Origin of the sequence: Brevibacillus reuszeri (genome assembly GCF_002897295.1) — a bacterium.
GTDB classification, from domain to species: Bacteria; Bacillota; Bacilli; order Brevibacillales; family Brevibacillaceae; genus Brevibacillus; species Brevibacillus reuszeri_A.
Map to the genome: position 1 here is coordinate 152,752 of NZ_BEXF01000009.1, position 16,279 is coordinate 169,030.

The 16,279-nt window shown below is 45.8% G+C and carries 14 protein-coding genes and 1 pseudogene; 13 read left to right on the forward strand and 2 right to left on the reverse strand.

Going from position 1 to position 16,279, the window contains the following annotated elements; translation table 11 throughout:
* Nucleotides 1–44: 44 nt before the first annotated feature.
* Together C3B52_RS16240 and speB are read left to right on the forward strand one after the other, a co-directional pair.
* Complete coding sequence (locus C3B52_RS16240) at nucleotides 45–1,403, forward strand: sigma-54 interaction domain-containing protein (RefSeq protein ID WP_201264899.1); 1,359 nt, start codon at nucleotides 45–47, stop codon at nucleotides 1,401–1,403.
* Between the two features lie 153 nt (nucleotides 1,404–1,556).
* Nucleotides 1,557–2,486 (forward strand): agmatinase, encoded by a 930-nt coding sequence (speB, locus tag C3B52_RS16245; RefSeq protein WP_201264900.1) that lies wholly within the window; start codon nucleotides 1,557–1,559, stop codon nucleotides 2,484–2,486.
* A 100-nt stretch (nucleotides 2,487–2,586) separates the two neighbouring features.
* Here the strand turns inward: speB and C3B52_RS16250 are convergent, their stop codons facing one another.
* A complete protein-coding gene (locus C3B52_RS16250; protein ID WP_103107451.1) occupies nucleotides 2,587–3,216 on the reverse strand; it encodes a Crp/Fnr family transcriptional regulator in 630 nt (209 codons plus the stop codon).
* A 47-nt stretch (nucleotides 3,217–3,263) separates the two neighbouring features.
* A complete protein-coding gene (locus tag C3B52_RS16255; protein ID WP_103107452.1) occupies nucleotides 3,264–3,911 on the reverse strand; it encodes a Crp/Fnr family transcriptional regulator in 648 nt (215 codons plus the stop codon).
* 410 nt (nucleotides 3,912–4,321) lie between these two features.
* Between C3B52_RS16255 and C3B52_RS16260 the strand changes: the two genes are divergently transcribed.
* The 11 genes and pseudogenes from C3B52_RS16260 (at nucleotide 4,322) to C3B52_RS16310 (ending at nucleotide 16,269) form a co-directional block, all read left to right on the forward strand.
* Nucleotides 4,322–5,809 (forward strand): 4-hydroxyphenylacetate 3-hydroxylase family protein, encoded by a 1,488-nt coding sequence (locus C3B52_RS16260; protein WP_103107453.1) that lies wholly within the window; start codon nucleotides 4,322–4,324, stop codon nucleotides 5,807–5,809.
* Between the two features lie 30 nt (nucleotides 5,810–5,839).
* Nucleotides 5,840–6,381 (forward strand): annotated as a pseudogene (locus tag C3B52_RS16265) (NADPH-dependent FMN reductase).
* Between the two features lie 164 nt (nucleotides 6,382–6,545).
* Nucleotides 6,546–8,021: a M81 family metallopeptidase gene (locus C3B52_RS16270; RefSeq protein WP_103107454.1), complete on the forward strand. Its 1,476-nt coding sequence runs from the start codon at nucleotides 6,546–6,548 to the stop codon at nucleotides 8,019–8,021.
* A 139-nt stretch (nucleotides 8,022–8,160) separates the two neighbouring features.
* Nucleotides 8,161–9,606 (forward strand): serine hydrolase domain-containing protein, encoded by a 1,446-nt coding sequence (locus C3B52_RS16275; RefSeq protein ID WP_103107455.1) that lies wholly within the window; start codon nucleotides 8,161–8,163, stop codon nucleotides 9,604–9,606.
* Nucleotides 9,607–9,775: 169 nt separating this feature from the next.
* Nucleotides 9,776–10,354, forward strand: coding sequence for a DUF4062 domain-containing protein (locus C3B52_RS16280; RefSeq protein WP_103107456.1), 579 nt, complete (start codon nucleotides 9,776–9,778; stop codon nucleotides 10,352–10,354).
* A 188-nt stretch (nucleotides 10,355–10,542) separates the two neighbouring features.
* A complete protein-coding gene (locus C3B52_RS16285; RefSeq protein WP_103107457.1) occupies nucleotides 10,543–11,256 on the forward strand; it encodes an HAD family hydrolase in 714 nt (237 codons plus the stop codon).
* 15 nt (nucleotides 11,257–11,271) lie between these two features.
* Nucleotides 11,272–12,117 (forward strand): MurR/RpiR family transcriptional regulator, encoded by an 846-nt coding sequence (locus C3B52_RS16290; protein ID WP_103107458.1) that lies wholly within the window; start codon nucleotides 11,272–11,274, stop codon nucleotides 12,115–12,117.
* Nucleotides 12,118–12,139: 22 nt separating this feature from the next.
* Nucleotides 12,140–12,874 (forward strand): MBL fold metallo-hydrolase, encoded by a 735-nt coding sequence (locus C3B52_RS16295; RefSeq protein WP_103107459.1) that lies wholly within the window; start codon nucleotides 12,140–12,142, stop codon nucleotides 12,872–12,874.
* Between the two features lie 21 nt (nucleotides 12,875–12,895).
* Entirely contained in the window at nucleotides 12,896–14,485 is a 1,590-nt protein-coding gene (locus C3B52_RS16300; RefSeq protein WP_103107460.1) for an ABC transporter substrate-binding protein, read from the forward strand.
* 15 nt (nucleotides 14,486–14,500) lie between these two features.
* On the forward strand, nucleotides 14,501–15,445 hold the full coding sequence (locus tag C3B52_RS16305; RefSeq protein ID WP_103107461.1) for an ABC transporter permease: 945 nt from the start codon (nucleotides 14,501–14,503) through the stop codon (nucleotides 15,443–15,445).
* Between the two features lie 5 nt (nucleotides 15,446–15,450).
* Complete coding sequence (locus tag C3B52_RS16310; protein ID WP_103107462.1) at nucleotides 15,451–16,269, forward strand: ABC transporter permease; 819 nt, start codon at nucleotides 15,451–15,453, stop codon at nucleotides 16,267–16,269.
* Nucleotides 16,270–16,279: the final 10 nt, after the last annotated feature.

Genomic DNA, 16,279 nt, shown 5'->3' on the forward strand with positions numbered 1-16,279 from the left:
AAAGAGATTTCAAACAAATGGCTGGATCCAGAAGGGGTGGTCTGATGCTAACAAAATACTTACAATCCATTTCAGATTTGTATGATCACATAGATGCAATGCTGATCACGAATAAGGAAGGGATCGTCGAATATTCGATTATATACGGACCAGAGAAGAACAGTTTTGAAAATGAAGGCTTCACTGGCAAGCACATTTTGGATGTTTATCCTTCCTTATCAAAAGAGACAAGCAGTCATTACCGCGTTATGGGCTGCGGCAAGCCGATCATTAGTGAAAGGCAGGAGCTGACTGATCTTAATGGGAAAACATCGATTTTCATCAACTCCACTTTTCCGATCGAATTTAACCAAGAGTTGATTGGTACTATTGAGGTGTCTATTTTGGCTTCCAAAGACGGGAAGCCACTCTATCGAACATCATATAGCAAAAAGCTTGAAAAAGGATCCTTTTATACGCTTGATGACTTCATCACAGTCAATCCTCTCATGCTTGAATTGAAAGAGAAAATTAGAAGGATCTCAACTGGAGATTCTCCTATCATGATATGCGGTGAAACCGGTACAGGCAAAGAACTCGTTGCACAGGCCATCCATAGCCACAGTCTTCGGGCGGGTGAAGTCTTCATTTCACAGAACTGTTCCGCAATTCCGGCCACACTGCTTGAAAGCACACTTTTTGGAACTGTGAAAGGAAGCTTCACTGGTGCAGAGGATCGCAAGGGCTTGTTTGAACTTGCGCACAACGGAACCTTATTTTTAGATGAGCTGAATTCGATGGATATTGGGGTTCAGGCAAAATTGCTGAAAGCGATCGAGGAGAAAAAAATCAGGCGTGTGGGCGGTGAGCGAGAAATCGCCATTAACGTTCGGATCGTTTCTGCAATGAATGAGGACCCATTTCAAGCGATACGAGACGGTATCATACGCAGTGATCTTTATTATCGCATTGGCGTGATCCAATTAAATCTATTGCCATTACGAGAGAGAAAGGAGGATATTCTTCTGTTGGCAGACTGGTTTCTTCAAAAGTACAATGCGGACAGGAATAAGACGATGAAAGGCTTTAATGATATGACGAAAAATGTATTTTCTGATTATGATTGGCCTGGAAACATCAGGGAACTTAGAAATGCCATTGAATATGCCTTTAACGTCTCCACAGGCGATACGGTTACATTAAAGGATATACCCGAACATCTATTATTTCCGAACAACCGTCAACAACGATACTTAGCTCAGGATTTGACACCAGCGAAATCATTGTTCAAGCAGGTGGATGAATATGAAAAAGACATCATTCTCAATACATTGAGTCATTCCAGAAATATTTCAGATGCAGCGAAAAAACTCGGAATTACCAGGCAAGCGCTTCAATATAAAATTCATAAATACCACTTGTAAAAAACAAAAAAATTTGCGCTGTTGTGGCAAGATTTTTTGTTTTTGTGATCGAAAAGCTCTGAAAAACTACGAAACGATGCAGCAAAACTTCATAGATTGCCTTGGCACATGAATTGCTACTGATGGTCTGCATCAAAAAAGGAGGAGATGTACTTGAAATCTGTTCAGGATATGATCAATGACAAGAACATTTGGGCTGGCTTAAATCGACCGGGGATAGCCATGGAAGAGGCTGACATTGTCGTATTCGGGGTTCCTTATGATGGTGGTGTGAGCTTCCGCTCCGGCGCCAAAGAGGCACCACGCGCGATTCGTGAAATCACCTATACCATCCCTCCAACTACGGAACATTGGGAAGATCTTTCGGAATTGAGTATTCTTGACTTAGGAGATATAAGTGCAGAAAAACGGGACTCACTGTTCCAAAAGGTCGAAGAAACAGTCTATGCAAGCGTCAAGGCAGGGAAATTATTCACCATGATCGGTGGCGATCACTCCACGACAATACCCGTCTTGCGCGGGGTAGATCGAGCGATGGACAAGCCATTTGGAATTGTCCATATTGATGCGCATTTTGATTTGTGCCATGAGATGGGTGGCGATCTCTTATCACATGGATCCGTCGAGAGACGCTCGTTAGAATTGAAAAACATCTCTGACACAGAGAGTATTTTCTTTGTGGGTATTCGTTCTGTTGAGTCAGAGGAGCTTGGGTTTATCAACTCGCATAAGATGAATATTTTTAAAGCCATGGATGTACGGAATAATGGTGTAGCGGACACCGTAAAAAGAGTCAAGGAGGCAATGAGCCGGTTCGAAGCGATCTACATTACGGTCGATATCGATTCACTGGACCCAGCTTACGCACCAGGCACGGGAACACCGCAATTTGGTGGCCTGCATAGCAGGGAGCTCCTAGATTTACTTTACGGATTGTTCGATCTGCCCATCATCGGATTTGACGTTGTAGAAGTGTCTCCTTCATTGGATAACTCCTCAGTGGCAGTCTTTGCCGCTCGGAAAATACTGACGGAATGCTGGGGGCATTATTTGCGCAAAAACAGGCTAGAGGGTGGGAAGTGAGATCCCAGATCACGATTCTTTCTGAGTGCTCATGCATTCAACAGAATCGTGATTTTTTTGTTCGTTTTCTGCTGTCGCCTTACAGTTTGACGAATACGAGTCATGTGATATCCGTTTTCACAATTCCACCTAAGCCTTTTAAATCCACTACTCGGATGGCACTCCGTTCAGACAATTCAATCAATCCTTGCTGTCGCCATTTTTGCAAAATCTTATTCACAGTAATGCGGGACGTATCAATATAGCGTGCAAAAGACGTCTGATCGATGGGAATATTATTATCTTCATGAACAGCTGTAAGTTTGAGCAAAAAATTAGCCATCTGCTGTTCAATTGGGCTGTCAGTGAACGCGATGATTTCAGCAAGCAGACGTAGCTTATCGATCTGTGAATTGGTGAAGATCACTGCTGCATAGGGGTGGTCTTGGCATATGCGGGATAAGACCTCATCGGAGAAAAAGTAGATGACGGAAGCAGCAGTAGTTATGGCCGATGTCAGGTATGAGCCTTTATAGGCGCCGTGTTCCCCGAACAAGCCTCCTAATGGAATGTAATCGATAGACCGCTCATGACCGTTCTCAGATAAGAGAGTGATCTTTACGCTCCCTTTTTCTAAATAGTAAAAACCGGTCCCCACATCACCTTGACGGTAGATTGTTGTGTGTTTGCCCGTCTCGATTTTCTTACCGTGTATGAGGTACGGGGTCCACTGATAGCGGAGATCTGCCATTGTGACCACCTTTCACATTTATTAGACGTCACCACGGTTCGATACGCTTACACCGGGCGAGTAGTGTTAGCTGTGAGGTGCGGAGGCTTCAGCATATCTGGGCGTTTGACAACGAAAGTTCGGTTGTTAATTTCAATGATGCCACGTTCCTTCCATGCCTTCAGGATCTTGTAGACAGTGATGCGCGTGAGTCCAGCACAATCGGCAAGTTCCTGTTGAGTAAGGGGAACTTCGTGGTTTTTATAGTCGTCACAAATGTTAAGCAGAAGACGGGCAATTTGTTCTTCTGAAGTCAGTGCTTTCATATTGATGGCAGTCAGAAGAATCCGCATTTTTTGATTGATTGTTTGCGTTAAAAGTGGCAAGAGCTCAGGTTGTACCTTCAGCGTTTCGAGGAATTGTGTGCAGGAGAAATGATAGATGACTGCGTTTTTTACAGCAATAGCCGTTGTGAAATGGGGTTGTTGATCCATAGTCTGAAGCCCCATGATTTGACCAGGAACTACGATGTTTACTAGGCGATCTTTCCCCTTAAAGGTTGATGTAACAATTTTGACAAGTCCCTTATGAAGATAGTAAAAGCCTTCTCCCAGCGTTTCTTGCTTGTAGATAGCCGTTTTTGCTTTCACAAATTGACGAGTGCCGTATTTTAATAAGGTTTCCCACTTCAAATCGGTTTCAAATGGGGATACCATCTATCAACACTCCCTTCCTCACAACATTTTCTTGCCTCTCTTCCAATCCTTCCGGTGAACAGTATCTGAAGCAATATTTTGAGGTATTTAAAACTTAATTTTCTGAATATGTTATTCAACATTATATAAAAATAAAAAGCGCTTTAACAATCTTCAATATGGAAAATGACGTTTATCCGGAAGAAAAACAGAAATCATGTTAATTAGTTTACAGATACCAAGTTTCCCCTGTTTGAACTCACGTTCTCTGCCGTTTCGTTCTTGGTTGCCCGACCGACCTTCTCAACAGTTCTTATCTTTTTCAGCTTTGATGTTAAGTGGGCTACAATTCACAGAAAAGTCAGATATTATAATCCGATCTAAGGACGAAATCAACGCTATCAAACTAAAAAAAACAGGGAGGAATTGCGATGGGAATCCGTACAGGCGCGCAGTACATGCAAGGCTTAAAATCACGACAACCTGAGATTTGGCTCCAAGGCAGGAAGGTGACAGATGTATGTGAAGAAGCTGTTTTTCGACAGCCCATTCATGAAATTGCCAAATTGTATGACATGCAGCATGACGAGAAGTACCAGGAGAAGATTACCCATGTTTGTCTGGAGACCGGTGAACGAGTGAACAACGCTTTTCTCGTTGCAAAGACCCCGGAGGAATTGCAGGCGAAACGAGCATTGTACGAAGCTTATGCAGAAGCCACTTTTGGTTTGATGGGAAGAACGCCGGATTTTCTCAATGTCGTCTTAACTTCTTTATACAGCAATGCGTCTTTCTTGGAAAGGTACAATCCGCAGTGGGCGGAAAACGTGAAACTTTATTACAAGTATGTTCGTGACCAGGATCTGTTTTTAACACATGCGATTATCAATCCACAAAATGACCGCAGTAAGTCCTCCCATGAACAAAACGATGTGTATACCCATTTAGGGGCTGTAAAGGAGACGCCAGAAGGGTTAATTGTCAGAGGAGCGAAAATGCTGGCAACGCTGGCCCCAATCACAGATGAAGTCATCATTTATTCGTTCCCAGGCTTCAAACCGGGAGATGAGCGATACGCCTTGGCATTTGCCGTTCCAATTAACACACCGGGCCTGCGCATCATTTGTAGAGAGCCCATGCAGGATGGAATTCGTTCCGTTTATGACCATCCGTTGGCATCGCGATTCGAGGAGATGGATGCTGTTCTAGTCTTTCATGATGTTCTCGTACCTTGGGAGCGCTTGTTCCTCTACAACAACGTAGAAGCGGCCAACCTGCTATATCCAAAGACAGGCATCGGGCAGCAGCCGGCGCACCAGACAGGGGTAAGAGGACTGTTGAAGCTCCAGTTTGCCACGGAAGTCGCAATGCGGCTCGCAGACTCCATTGGGGTGGACGTGTACCCGAATGTCCAGAACAATCTCGGGGAGCTGGCACAATCGCTGGAATCGGTCAGAGCGCTCCTGAGGACAGCAGAACTAGAATATGAAACATTGCCGTCGGGCGAGCTTATGCCAGGTTACATACAGCTTGAAACCATTCGCGGCCTACTTCCGAAGCTGTACCCACGGGCGATTGAAGTCATGCAAATTATTGGAGCTGGCGGATTGCTCATGTCCCCGACTGACAGTGACATGGAGCTCCCAGAGTTGGTGGGGGATATGGAAAAGTTTTATGCAGGACGGGAGGGTATCTCTGGTACAGATCGTGTTCGCCTGTTCAAGCTGGCATGGGACCTGTGTGGGGAAGCTTTCGGACAGCGGTTGCTGCAATACGAACGATACTATACCGGAGATCCAGTGCGTAAATTAGCGATTTTTTACAACAATTATAAGAAGTCGCACGCATGCACGATGGTGGATGATGCGCTCAGCGTTTTTAGTGCCAAATCGGCATCGCAGGCGAAGCAGATTCGTTAAACAAGTCCAGACGGATAGGAAGGGAAGGCCATGAAACTATTGGGTATAGCAGGCACAGTGATCGGGGCGAAAACAAGCATAGTTGTACAAAGCGTCCTGGATGAAGTGAAAAAAGTAGCGCCGGAATCAATGTAGAGCTGCTTGATTTGCGTGAGCATCGGATGTCTTTGTGTGACGGACGGGATCCGGAGACATACAAGGATGATACGAAAAAAGTGATCGACATGGTATCCTCAGCTGATTTTTATCTATTTGGAACGCCTGTTTTCCAAGGCTCGATGACAGGGGCACTCAAAAATTTGTTTGATCATATCCAGCCACAGGTTCTTCGACATAAAGTGATGGGCTTTGTGGCAAATGGAGGGACGTATCAGCATTATCTGGTGATCGAAAACCAGCTGAAACCGATTGCTGGCTTCTTCCGCGCCTATGTAGCACCAGGATCCGTGTACGTGCACACCGATCATTTCAATTCACAACACGAAATAATAAACGAAGATGTTTTACACAGAATCAGCGATCTTGCACGAGAACTGGTTCATATGCAAAAGGCATTAAAGCAGCCTGTTTAAAAAGAGTGAAAAGTATTAATAATCAGTATTGAAGAAGTTGGTAGTTAACAGTACAATCATTTACAGAAGTATTTACTTCTACATTAAATAATACTAGAAGTATATACTTCTAACCACGTTTATGTAAGCGTTTCAATTTTGACTTTTCAGGAGGTAGAAGACAAATGAGAATTGCAATCGGTATAGTAGCTCACGAGACAAACACATTTTCCAGTGTACCTACAACGGTAGAGTCATTTAAAGAACTAGAGTGGGACCATGGACAAGCAATTTTGGATAAGAGTAGAAATGTGCGTGACTTCGTGGGAGGAATGATTGATAAGGCAGAAGAGTTGGGGATTGAATTGATACCCACTTTCTCTGCCTTTGCCGAACCATCAGGAATAATTACAAAGGAAACGTATGAAACACTAATCAAGGAGCTACTTGATGGAATCAAGCAAGCAGGAGAGATAGATGCCGTTTGTCTTGGTCTGCATGGAGCAGGTGTAGTTGAGGGGATTGATGATTTGGAAGGAGAAATTCTACAAGCGGTACGCACCGTCATAGGCTACTCCATTCCACTTACGGCAGCTCTTGACCTGCATGGAAATCTGACCCAGAAAATGATAACAGAAGCAGATGCATTGTTTGGCGTTCATTTATATCCCCATGTGGATATGTATGAACGAGCCGCCGAGGCACTTGACGTTGCCCATCGTATGGTAAAGGGCGAGTGTAAACCGGTGATGCATCTTACAAAGCTGCCTCTGATTATCCCTACCTCGACAACTAATCTCTCACCTGCAAAGGATATTAATGAAGCGTGCTACAAGTGGGAAAAAGAGCCTGGAGTCATCGACTGTGCGTTTTTTCACGGCTTCCCCTATACGGATACACCTGATGTAGGTGTCTCCATTATCAGTGTCGTAGACGGAGACAAGGAACTGGCAAAGCGAGTTACAGAGGATGTTGCAAGACTGGTTTGGGAAAAGCGGGATGAGTTTACACCCCATGTCCTCACCCCAGCAGAAGGCATTCAGGAAGCACTTGAGTCAGTAGGAATGCCGGTTGTAATTAATGAAACGTCAGATAATCCTGGCGGGGGTACACCTGGAGACGGAACGCACTTGCTTGGAGCTATTCTAGAAGCAAAGCTGGAGAATGCTTGCTTTGGTTTTATCTACGATCCAGAAGTAGCGCAAATCGCTCATGAGGCTGGTGTCGGCTCAACAATCGAAGTAAAGCTGGGCGGTAAAACGGATCGGTTGCACGGGGAATCCTTATCTATCACAGCCTATGTAAAAAGCTTGTCTGACGGAAAGTTTATCGCTTCTACTCCCATGGGAAAAGGAAGTCAAGTCAATTATGGTAAATCAGCAAGACTGCAGGTAGGCGGGATAGATATACTCGTCTGTTCTGTCCGATCGCAGGTGATGGATGAACAGATTTTCCTTTTGCACGGTATTAACGTTTTGGAGTATAAGATTGTCGCGCTAAAATCCAGTCAGCACTTCAGGGCTTCCTTTGAACCGATCGCAGCCCGGATCATTACGGTAGACTCACCTGGACTTACATGCCTGCAATTTACTCAATTCGATTACAAACGACTCCAACGCCCCATTTATCCGCTTGATCAGGAAGCTGTATTTCCAAAATGAAAAAATAAGGATGATGGATAGGTGCACCCACAATTGGACCACCAAAAGCGTAGGTTAACGAGTGATTTGTGTCCCGCCTCTCATAATGTATGACATCGGTAAAGCATTTTTTTAAAAAGAGTGAGAGGAGACCTTTCAAATGAAAAAACATTGGGAAGCTGCTTTTGAAGATTTTGCTCAAAATGTGTTTACAGAAAGTCGCGCACCTGGCCTGATTGTAGGTTTGAATAAAGACGGAGAGAGTCTATACAGAAAAAGCTTCGGCTACCGAGATGCGGAGCAAAGGCTGGAATTAACGCCAAATACCGTAATGGGGCTGGCTTCGGTGACAAAATCCTTTACGTGTATGGCTATCATGCAGCTGCAGGAGGCGGGGAAGCTGTCCGTTCATGATCCTGTGATCACATATTTGCCAGAACTGTGGACACCTGATCGTGCGAAAACGGAGCAGATGACCATTCATCATTTTATGACTCATTCAGCCGGGTTTCCGCCCCTTCCAGCTGATTCACTTGCTGTCAAGAATTCTATGCTTGAGGCGCTATCCGATGAGAATCATCCCATCTACAGATTTCTGAAAAAGGAAGATGTAAAACCGATTGAGACGTTCGCCGATTATTTGGACACTTTCAACAAACAAGAGTATGAACTGCTCGGAGCCCCCGGACAGTACTTCAGTTACTCCAATGACTCGTATTCATTGCTTGGCGGCATTATACACAGGGTGAGCGGTAAACCGTACGACGTTTATGTAAAGGATCACATCCTTGATCCAGCAGGCATGATGAGCAGTACATTTTACCTTAGTGATCTGCCGAAATTTCCGGATGTCACAACGATTTACCATTACCGGGAAAGTAACGATGGACTTGAGGTATATCCCGATCCAGACTGGGAAGACGGTCTGGTCGTCGCAGCTTCTGGCTTCTTACATTCTACCCTGCGAGACATGCTGAACTACGCTGAGATCTTCCGTACAGGTGGATTGGTTGGCAAGGAGCGCATTCTTTCTGAGGAAAGCGTTAAGGAAATGATGCGGCCACACATTCGTTGTAGTTATGACAGATATTATGGATATGGATTGATGATCCAGCCCGACTTCTTTGGTCAAACGATGGTAGAACATGGAGGTGCGATAAAGGGTGTAGCGACCCAGCTGACCATTTTGCCGGAAAGTGGAATCACGGCAGTAAGCTATGCTAATTTGGTAGGCACACCTGTTGGGGAAGTTGTTACGGCAGCAATCAATACGGTTGCAGGGCGTCCGGCAGACGCTTCCGCTTCGATATACAGGGAGTATCACGTTCCTGTTGAAAAAATGGGCAGGTATGTTGGAAGATTCATATCGGGCGAAGGTGCGGATTTAAGTGTAGTGCTAGAAGAAGGGGCATTACAGGTAGTACATAATGAATCCATCACCGGGAGCCGAAACAAAGAAAAGTATCCGCTACAGCCAATCGGAGAGGACTATTTCTTGGTCAACGTAAAGGGAAGATCGTTTTCCGTTGGATTTATGACGGAAGATGATGGGGAAGTGAAGGCCATCTCATATGGCTTTCGGATCATTCCAAAAGAGAAAAAATAGAAATCGATCGAGAACATGGTCGTAATTATCAATAAACAATAAGCTTTAGGGTTGACGCTATCGGCAGCAGCTGTAATTATTGTTCATTCCACTTATATCTAGTAAAATATTGACAATTATTGTTAGCGGATGGTACGATTCTGATTATTTTATGACATGTAGGTGGCCTATGAGAAAAAAATTACAAGTGTTTATAGCGTCTACTTTTAGCGATTTGATTGAAGAAAGACATGCAGCTGTAGAAGCGATTCTGCGCGCTGGACACATCCCTACTGGAACCGAGCTTTTCTTCAGTGAAGTTTCATTCGAATTTTCTAAGAGATGGATCGATGAATCTGATGTCTTTATCCTGATTCTAGGAGGGCTTTATGGAACAATGCTTCCTGATGACTCAAAGAGCTATACACATTGGAAGTATGATTATGCCGGGGAAATTGGAAAACCTCGATTAGCTTTCGTAGTTACAGATGAAGCATTAAGAAGAAAGCCATATGACTTCGTAACAATGGAAAGCTATCAGAGGCTCCAAGAGTTTAAGCAATCCGTAATAGAAACCATTCCAACCTATTACGCTGACGATGAACGGCACATCAAGATGGTTATTCGTGATCAATTGTCAGGGTATCAACGAAGAGACGATTTGTACGGGTGGTTTTCTGGCAAGGAGATCCCAGATGTACAAAAGCTATTGGAAGAGAATGAAAAACTAAAAGCAGAGTTAGAAAAGCTTCAAACAGGAAATCAATGATGAAGTGAAAGTCTCCTTTTACAAAAAAGGGGGCTTTTTTTTTTATGAATAAAGAAACACAGTAATTTACGATTTCAACAAGTTTCGTTAAAGCTAGGTTAATATCCGTTCTCTATGATGGCTATGAAGGAAATGGATCATAACAGAAATAATGAAGGAAATACTACACGGAAATGAGGGTATGCAGCATGATTCAGTTTTTATGGTTCGATCTTGGGTACACACTGGTAAAAATGAACAGGGAAGAGGTTTACCAGAAGGTGCTTGGGGAGTTCGATGTATACCGCAGCCAGGAGGAAATCGCCCTTGCATATCATCGGACAGACAAGCTGTTCATGCGAGAGTATCAAGGCGTGCTTGGCAAAGACAGCAGAGCATTTTTACCGTGGTATGTCGGCGCTCTTAACTATAAACTCTGTCTTTCCTTACCGATTGAAGAGGTGGTTCACGTTTATAGAAAGTTTGCGAGTGAATATCCCCTGCAATGGACTGCCTTCGATGGGGCAAAAGAGACTCTCTTTGAGCTAAAAAATCTCGGCTACAGACTTGGACTAATTTCCAACTGGGATCAAACAGCGAGGACAGTGCTGGAAAAAAACGGACTGGACGAGGTGCTCGATGAGGTCTTTATCTCCTCTGAAGTAGGGCTGGAAAAGCCTGACCCGGCTATCTTCCAACTGGCATTGGAACAAGCTAAAGTGACCTCCAATCAATCTCTTTACATCGGTGACAACTATTACGACGATGTGATCGGCTGTCAAAAGGTCGGCATGCACTGCCTGCTCATTAATCCATATGGAAATTGTGGCGTGGAGGAATTATCCTATCAGCCAGTTATTCGCGGAATCCAGGATGTTGCTACCTACTTGGGTCATCGGCAGCAGAGTCTTAAGGTCAATTAACGGGAGAGATTTGCGATGCAGTCGTTTGTAGAGAGAATTCAGGAGCACTTTGACACCTTGAGTACCGGCCAGAAAAAAGTGGCTCATTATATCCAAACCAACATGCAGGATGCAGTCATGCAATCTGCACACAAGATCGCGGATAACTCGGGGGTTAGCGAAGCAACCGTTCATAGACTGGCGCAAGCTTTGTCCTATAGCAGCTTCACCAACATGCTTCAGGAATTGCGGCACTATGTGCTGAAGGATCAGCGAGCGGTGAGAAATTTCCTGATTTCCACAAGCCATCAGGAAGATTCCTGGCTGGAAAAGCATTTTCAGCAAGAGCTGGAGAATCTGCATGAGACGATGGCACGTGCGGACAAGTCTGCGATCAACCAAGCCGCACGCATGCTACTGGAAGCGGATCGTATCTGGGTTGTTGGTTGGCGGATGGGATTATCCATCACCTCATATATGAGCTTCGTTCTGAAGTACATGCTGGGCAATTGTGAATTAATTCCACAAGGAGGTGTTGCGGAATATGCGACCTACATAAAGCCAAGCGATACGGTATTTGCCTGTGGCTTTCCCCGGTATTGCTCCAAGACCCTAAAGGTGGCTGCACTCGCAAAGGAAGAGGGGGCGAAGGTCATCGTGCTCACCGATTCCGAGCTGTCACCATTCGCCAAGCTCTCTGATCTGACACTGTTTGCTTCCAATAAATCGACTGGATTTCTAGATTCGTATACGGCCTCATTGTCGGTGGCAAGTGCGATTATTAACGAAATCTCCTACCTGGAGAAAAATCGCGTGCACAAAAATATTCAGAGGATGGAAATGATGTTCAAGGAGTTTCAGGATCATTTTGAGTGGAAATGACGCATGGGAAAGGAACCATAGGATGAATCTTACGGTGATTGGCTGTTGGGGAGCGTACCCCGAGAAAAATGAGGCGACTTCAGGATACTTGGTTGAATACAGCGGGAGCAAGATTTTGTTGGATTGCGGAAGCGGTGTACTGACTCGTCTGCAAAATTACTGCTCTCTCGAAGAGCTGGACGCCGTCGTCATTACGCATACACATGCCGATCATTTTGCGGATGTGTACAGCTTGGAGTTTGCCATTCTGATTCTTATGCAAATCGGCAAAAGGAAGAAGCCACTCGACGTGTATGTATATGGTTCCGAGCTGTGCAGGCTGTCCTTTAGCTTCCCGCAGTATGTGCATGTTCATCCGATTCACATAGGTGAGCCATTGAAAATCGGTACAGCGAAGCTCGAGTTTTCGGAGAACGTCCACGAGGTTCCCTGCTGTGCGGTCAGGCTGACAACAGAGGACGGCAAGGCGCTTGTTTATTCTGGAGATACTGGCTATTGCCAATCGTTGATCGAGCTTTCCCACCATGCTGATGTGTTGCTGATTGAAAGCAGCTTTTACGATTGGCAAAAAGGAATGATGAATGGCCACTTGACTGCGGGAGAAGCCGGAACGATCGCTGCTTTGGCTAACGTCAAGCAGCTTGTGCTTACGCATTTTCCCCATTATGGAGAGCTTTCGCAATTGGTTGAGGAAGCAGCGCAGCGTTATGACGGACCTATCCATTTAGCTTATGGTGACATGAAACTATCGATCTAATCCTGGAAAGGGGTTTTTCCCATGTTGAAAATAAGGAAGACGTTCGTAACAGGCTTCTCCATGCTAGCGGTAATGTCAATGGTCATCACTGGTTGCGGCAGCAGCACCTCTCCAGCTCCGGCAACAACAGGTTCCGCACAAACAACGACTGATACACAGACAAAAGACAGTGGTCGAGATGAGAAAGTAGAGGGTGGAATTGTACGGGTTGCTATGGCAACGGAGCCGGATAACCTGGATCCATATTTGTCTGCAGCGACTGACACAAGTTCCATGATGGATAACGTATTTGACGGTCTGTTCGAGGCAGGAGAAAACAGCGAATTGGTTCCAGCAATTGCAGAATCGTATCAGGTCTCTGCGGATGGGCAGACCTATACGTTCAAAATCCGAAAAGGGATCAAATTCCACGACGGCTCGGATTTGACTGCTGAAGACGTTCTGTATTCATATGCAAAGCTGTCCGGACTGAACGGCAAGGAACCACTATCGGCAAAGTTTGCTGCCATCGAGAAAATCGATACTCCAGATGACTCCACCGTTGTAGTCAAGCTCAAAGAAAAGGATGCCGCTTTTTTAGCCGCCAACATCGTAGCCATCGTGCCAAAAGATTATGAAAAGCAGAGTGAAAAGCCGATCGGTGCAGGTCCGTTCAAGTTTGCGTCCTATACACCAGGCCAGCAGCTCGTTTTAGAGCGAAATGATCAATTCTACGATCAGGAGAAGAAACCAGCTCTGGAGCGCGTTGAATTCAAAATCATGCCAGATTCGAATGCATCCGTTTTGGCTATGCAATCCGGTGATATTGACATGATCCCAGGCATTTCTGACCAAGGCGCAAAGCAGTTAGGTGCGGGATTCCAGCTTGTCTCTGGTCCGCAGAACATGGTCCAGCTGATGGCACTGAACAATTCCGTCAAGCCACTGGATGATGTGCGGGTGCGTCAGGCGATCAATTATGCAATCAACAAAGATGTGATTATCCAAACGGTCGCGGAAGGAAACGGAGTAAAGCTGGGGTCCAATATGAGCCCGGCGATGAAAAGGTACTATCAGGAAGGCTTGACGGAGCGTTATCAGACCGATGTGGAAAAAGCGAAGGCACTGCTCAAGGAAGCAGGCTACGAAAAGGGCTTCAAGCTGGCAATTACAGTTCCTTCGAACTACACCTTCCATGTCGATACGGCACAGGTTATTGTAGAGCAGTTGAAAGCGGTTGGCATTGCCGCGGAGATCAAGCAGATCGAGTGGAGCAGCTGGCTGGAAGATGTATACAACAATGCTAAATATGAAGCAACGATCATCGGCTTGACTGGGAAGCTCGATCCGCATGAGGTTCTGGGCAGATTTGAAACCACCTACCGCAAGAACTTCTACAAATTCAGCAACGTCGAGTTCGATGATCTCGTCAATCGTGGACGTACAGAAGTGGACGAAACGAAACGAGCTGACTTGTACAAACAAGCTCAGACGATACTCACCGAACAGGCGGTCGCTGTATTCATCATGGACCCTAGCCGTTCTGTTGCGATGAAGGAAAATTTACACGGCTTCAAAATGTATCCAGTACAAAAATACGATTTCGCCGCGATGTATTTTTCCACAAAGTAAACGAGGGATGCTGAAGTGAGATTTTACATGACAAAGCTGGCAACTTTACTGTCCACCGTCTTGCTCGTCTCTATCATGACGTTTCTAGTCTTTCAAATTTTGCCGGGCGACCCTGCCGAGATCGTGCTCGGTGTGGACGCAGATCCGCACCAGCTGGCTGAATTACGCAAGACGATGGGGCTGGATCGACCGCCTACGGAACGTTATGCTTCATGGATCGCGGATACGGTGACCGGAAATTTCGGCACGTCGATTCGCTATCAGCGATCAGTGGCGGAAATCGTGGCAGAGAGGCTTCCTGTTACGCTTTCATTATCTGTAATGTCGTTGGGGTTGACCTTAATCATCGGTCTTCCCCTCGGCATCTACATAGCAAGAAAAGATGGCAAGTTCTCGTCTACGTTGCTATCTGCCTTCACGCAGCTGGGTTTGGCGGTACCCTCGTTCTGGATGGCATTTATTCTGATTCTGGTCTTCTCCGTCACCTTCAAGCTCTTTCCGACTTACGGCTATGTACCCTGGAACCAAGATCCCCTGGGTGCGTTCAAATTGCTGTTTCTGCCTTCACTCGCCCTCGCGATCCCAGGCATTGCTGTGATCATCCGGTATTTACGCAACACGCTGCTGGACCAGCTCCGTATGGATTACGTACGTACTGCTAGAAGTAAAGGATTGCGGGAGAAGAGCATCATGTACGGCCATATATTGCGTAACTCTATGATTCCGGTGCTTACGATTGTCGGTTTGTTGATCGCAGACACGCTGGGAGGCAGCATCGTCGTAGAGAATGTATTTGCTCTGCCGGGGCTTGGCAACCTGCTCATCACTTCGATCGGCACACGCGATTTGCCCCTCTTACAGACGCTCGTTCTTTACATTGCGATTATTGTGGTTCTGATAAATTTTGTTGTCGACATCCTGTACAAAGTGATTGATCCGCGAATTCGATTGAAAAGGTGAACAAGATGAGATGGAACCAGCTAGTACGCAATAAGCTGTTTATCATCGGAGGTTGCTTGATTGCTGTACTCCTGGGCCTGATGGTGACAAGCCTGTTCTATACTCCATATGGTCCCAACGACATGAATACAGCAATGCGCCTGGCACCACCGCAAGCGTCCCATTGGTTTGGAACCGATAATTTCGGACGCGACATCTTTAGCAGAATTATGGAGGGAACACAGACTTCATTTGTAATTGGCATCGCATCTGTCGCGATCGGCTTGGTCATAGGCCTTTTGATCGGTGCGATAGCTGGTTATTGGGGAGGGTGGCTGGACGAAATCCTGATGCGTATCATCGATGCGATGCTGGCGTTTCCAGGTATTTTGCTGGCGATCATGCTCGTGTCCGTGTTTGGTCCAGGGTTTGGCAATACCATCGTCGCGCTTGGAATTATGAGTGTGCCAGCGTTTGCCCGAATTGCCCGCAGTGGCTTCATTCAATACAAGGAGTTTGCGTTCGTGAAAGCAGCGATAGCGAGAGGTGCGGGCTCGCTACGCATTATATCTCATCATATTCTTCCCAATATAACTTCCCCGCTCATCGTTGCCTCGACGATGCGGTTTTCCGGGTCTATCTTGGCTGAAGCTGGATTAAGCTACCTGGGTCTTGGCGTACAGCCACCCGATCCTAGCTGGGGCCGAATGCTGAAAGAAGCACAACCATTTATTATAGCTGCACCCTGGTACGTTTTTATTACGGGGGCGGTCATAACAGCGATGGTTCTCGGTTTCAATCTGCTCGGAGACGGAATGAGAGACGGTTATGACTTGAAGCGTTAGGAGGGACGTA

Coding starts and splice junctions, on each gene's coding strand:
- C3B52_RS16240 (WP_201264899.1), top strand. CDS start 45: ATGCTAACAAAATACTTACAATCCATTTCAGATTTGTATGATCACATA.
- C3B52_RS16250 (WP_103107451.1), bottom strand. CDS start 3,216: ATGGCAGATCTCCGCTATCAGTGGACCCCGTACCTCATACACGGTAAG.
- C3B52_RS16255 (WP_103107452.1), bottom strand. CDS start 3,911: ATGGTATCCCCATTTGAAACCGATTTGAAGTGGGAAACCTTATTAAAA.
- C3B52_RS16260 (WP_103107453.1), top strand. CDS start 4,322: ATGGGAATCCGTACAGGCGCGCAGTACATGCAAGGCTTAAAATCACGA.
- C3B52_RS16270 (WP_103107454.1), top strand. CDS start 6,546: ATGAGAATTGCAATCGGTATAGTAGCTCACGAGACAAACACATTTTCC.
- C3B52_RS16275 (WP_103107455.1), top strand. CDS start 8,161: ATGAAAAAACATTGGGAAGCTGCTTTTGAAGATTTTGCTCAAAATGTG.
- C3B52_RS16280 (WP_103107456.1), top strand. CDS start 9,776: ATGAGAAAAAAATTACAAGTGTTTATAGCGTCTACTTTTAGCGATTTG.
- C3B52_RS16285 (WP_103107457.1), top strand. CDS start 10,543: ATGATTCAGTTTTTATGGTTCGATCTTGGGTACACACTGGTAAAAATG.
- C3B52_RS16290 (WP_103107458.1), top strand. CDS start 11,272: ATGCAGTCGTTTGTAGAGAGAATTCAGGAGCACTTTGACACCTTGAGT.
- C3B52_RS16295 (WP_103107459.1), top strand. CDS start 12,140: ATGAATCTTACGGTGATTGGCTGTTGGGGAGCGTACCCCGAGAAAAAT.
- C3B52_RS16300 (WP_103107460.1), top strand. CDS start 12,896: ATGTTGAAAATAAGGAAGACGTTCGTAACAGGCTTCTCCATGCTAGCG.
- C3B52_RS16310 (WP_103107462.1), top strand. CDS start 15,451: ATGAGATGGAACCAGCTAGTACGCAATAAGCTGTTTATCATCGGAGGT.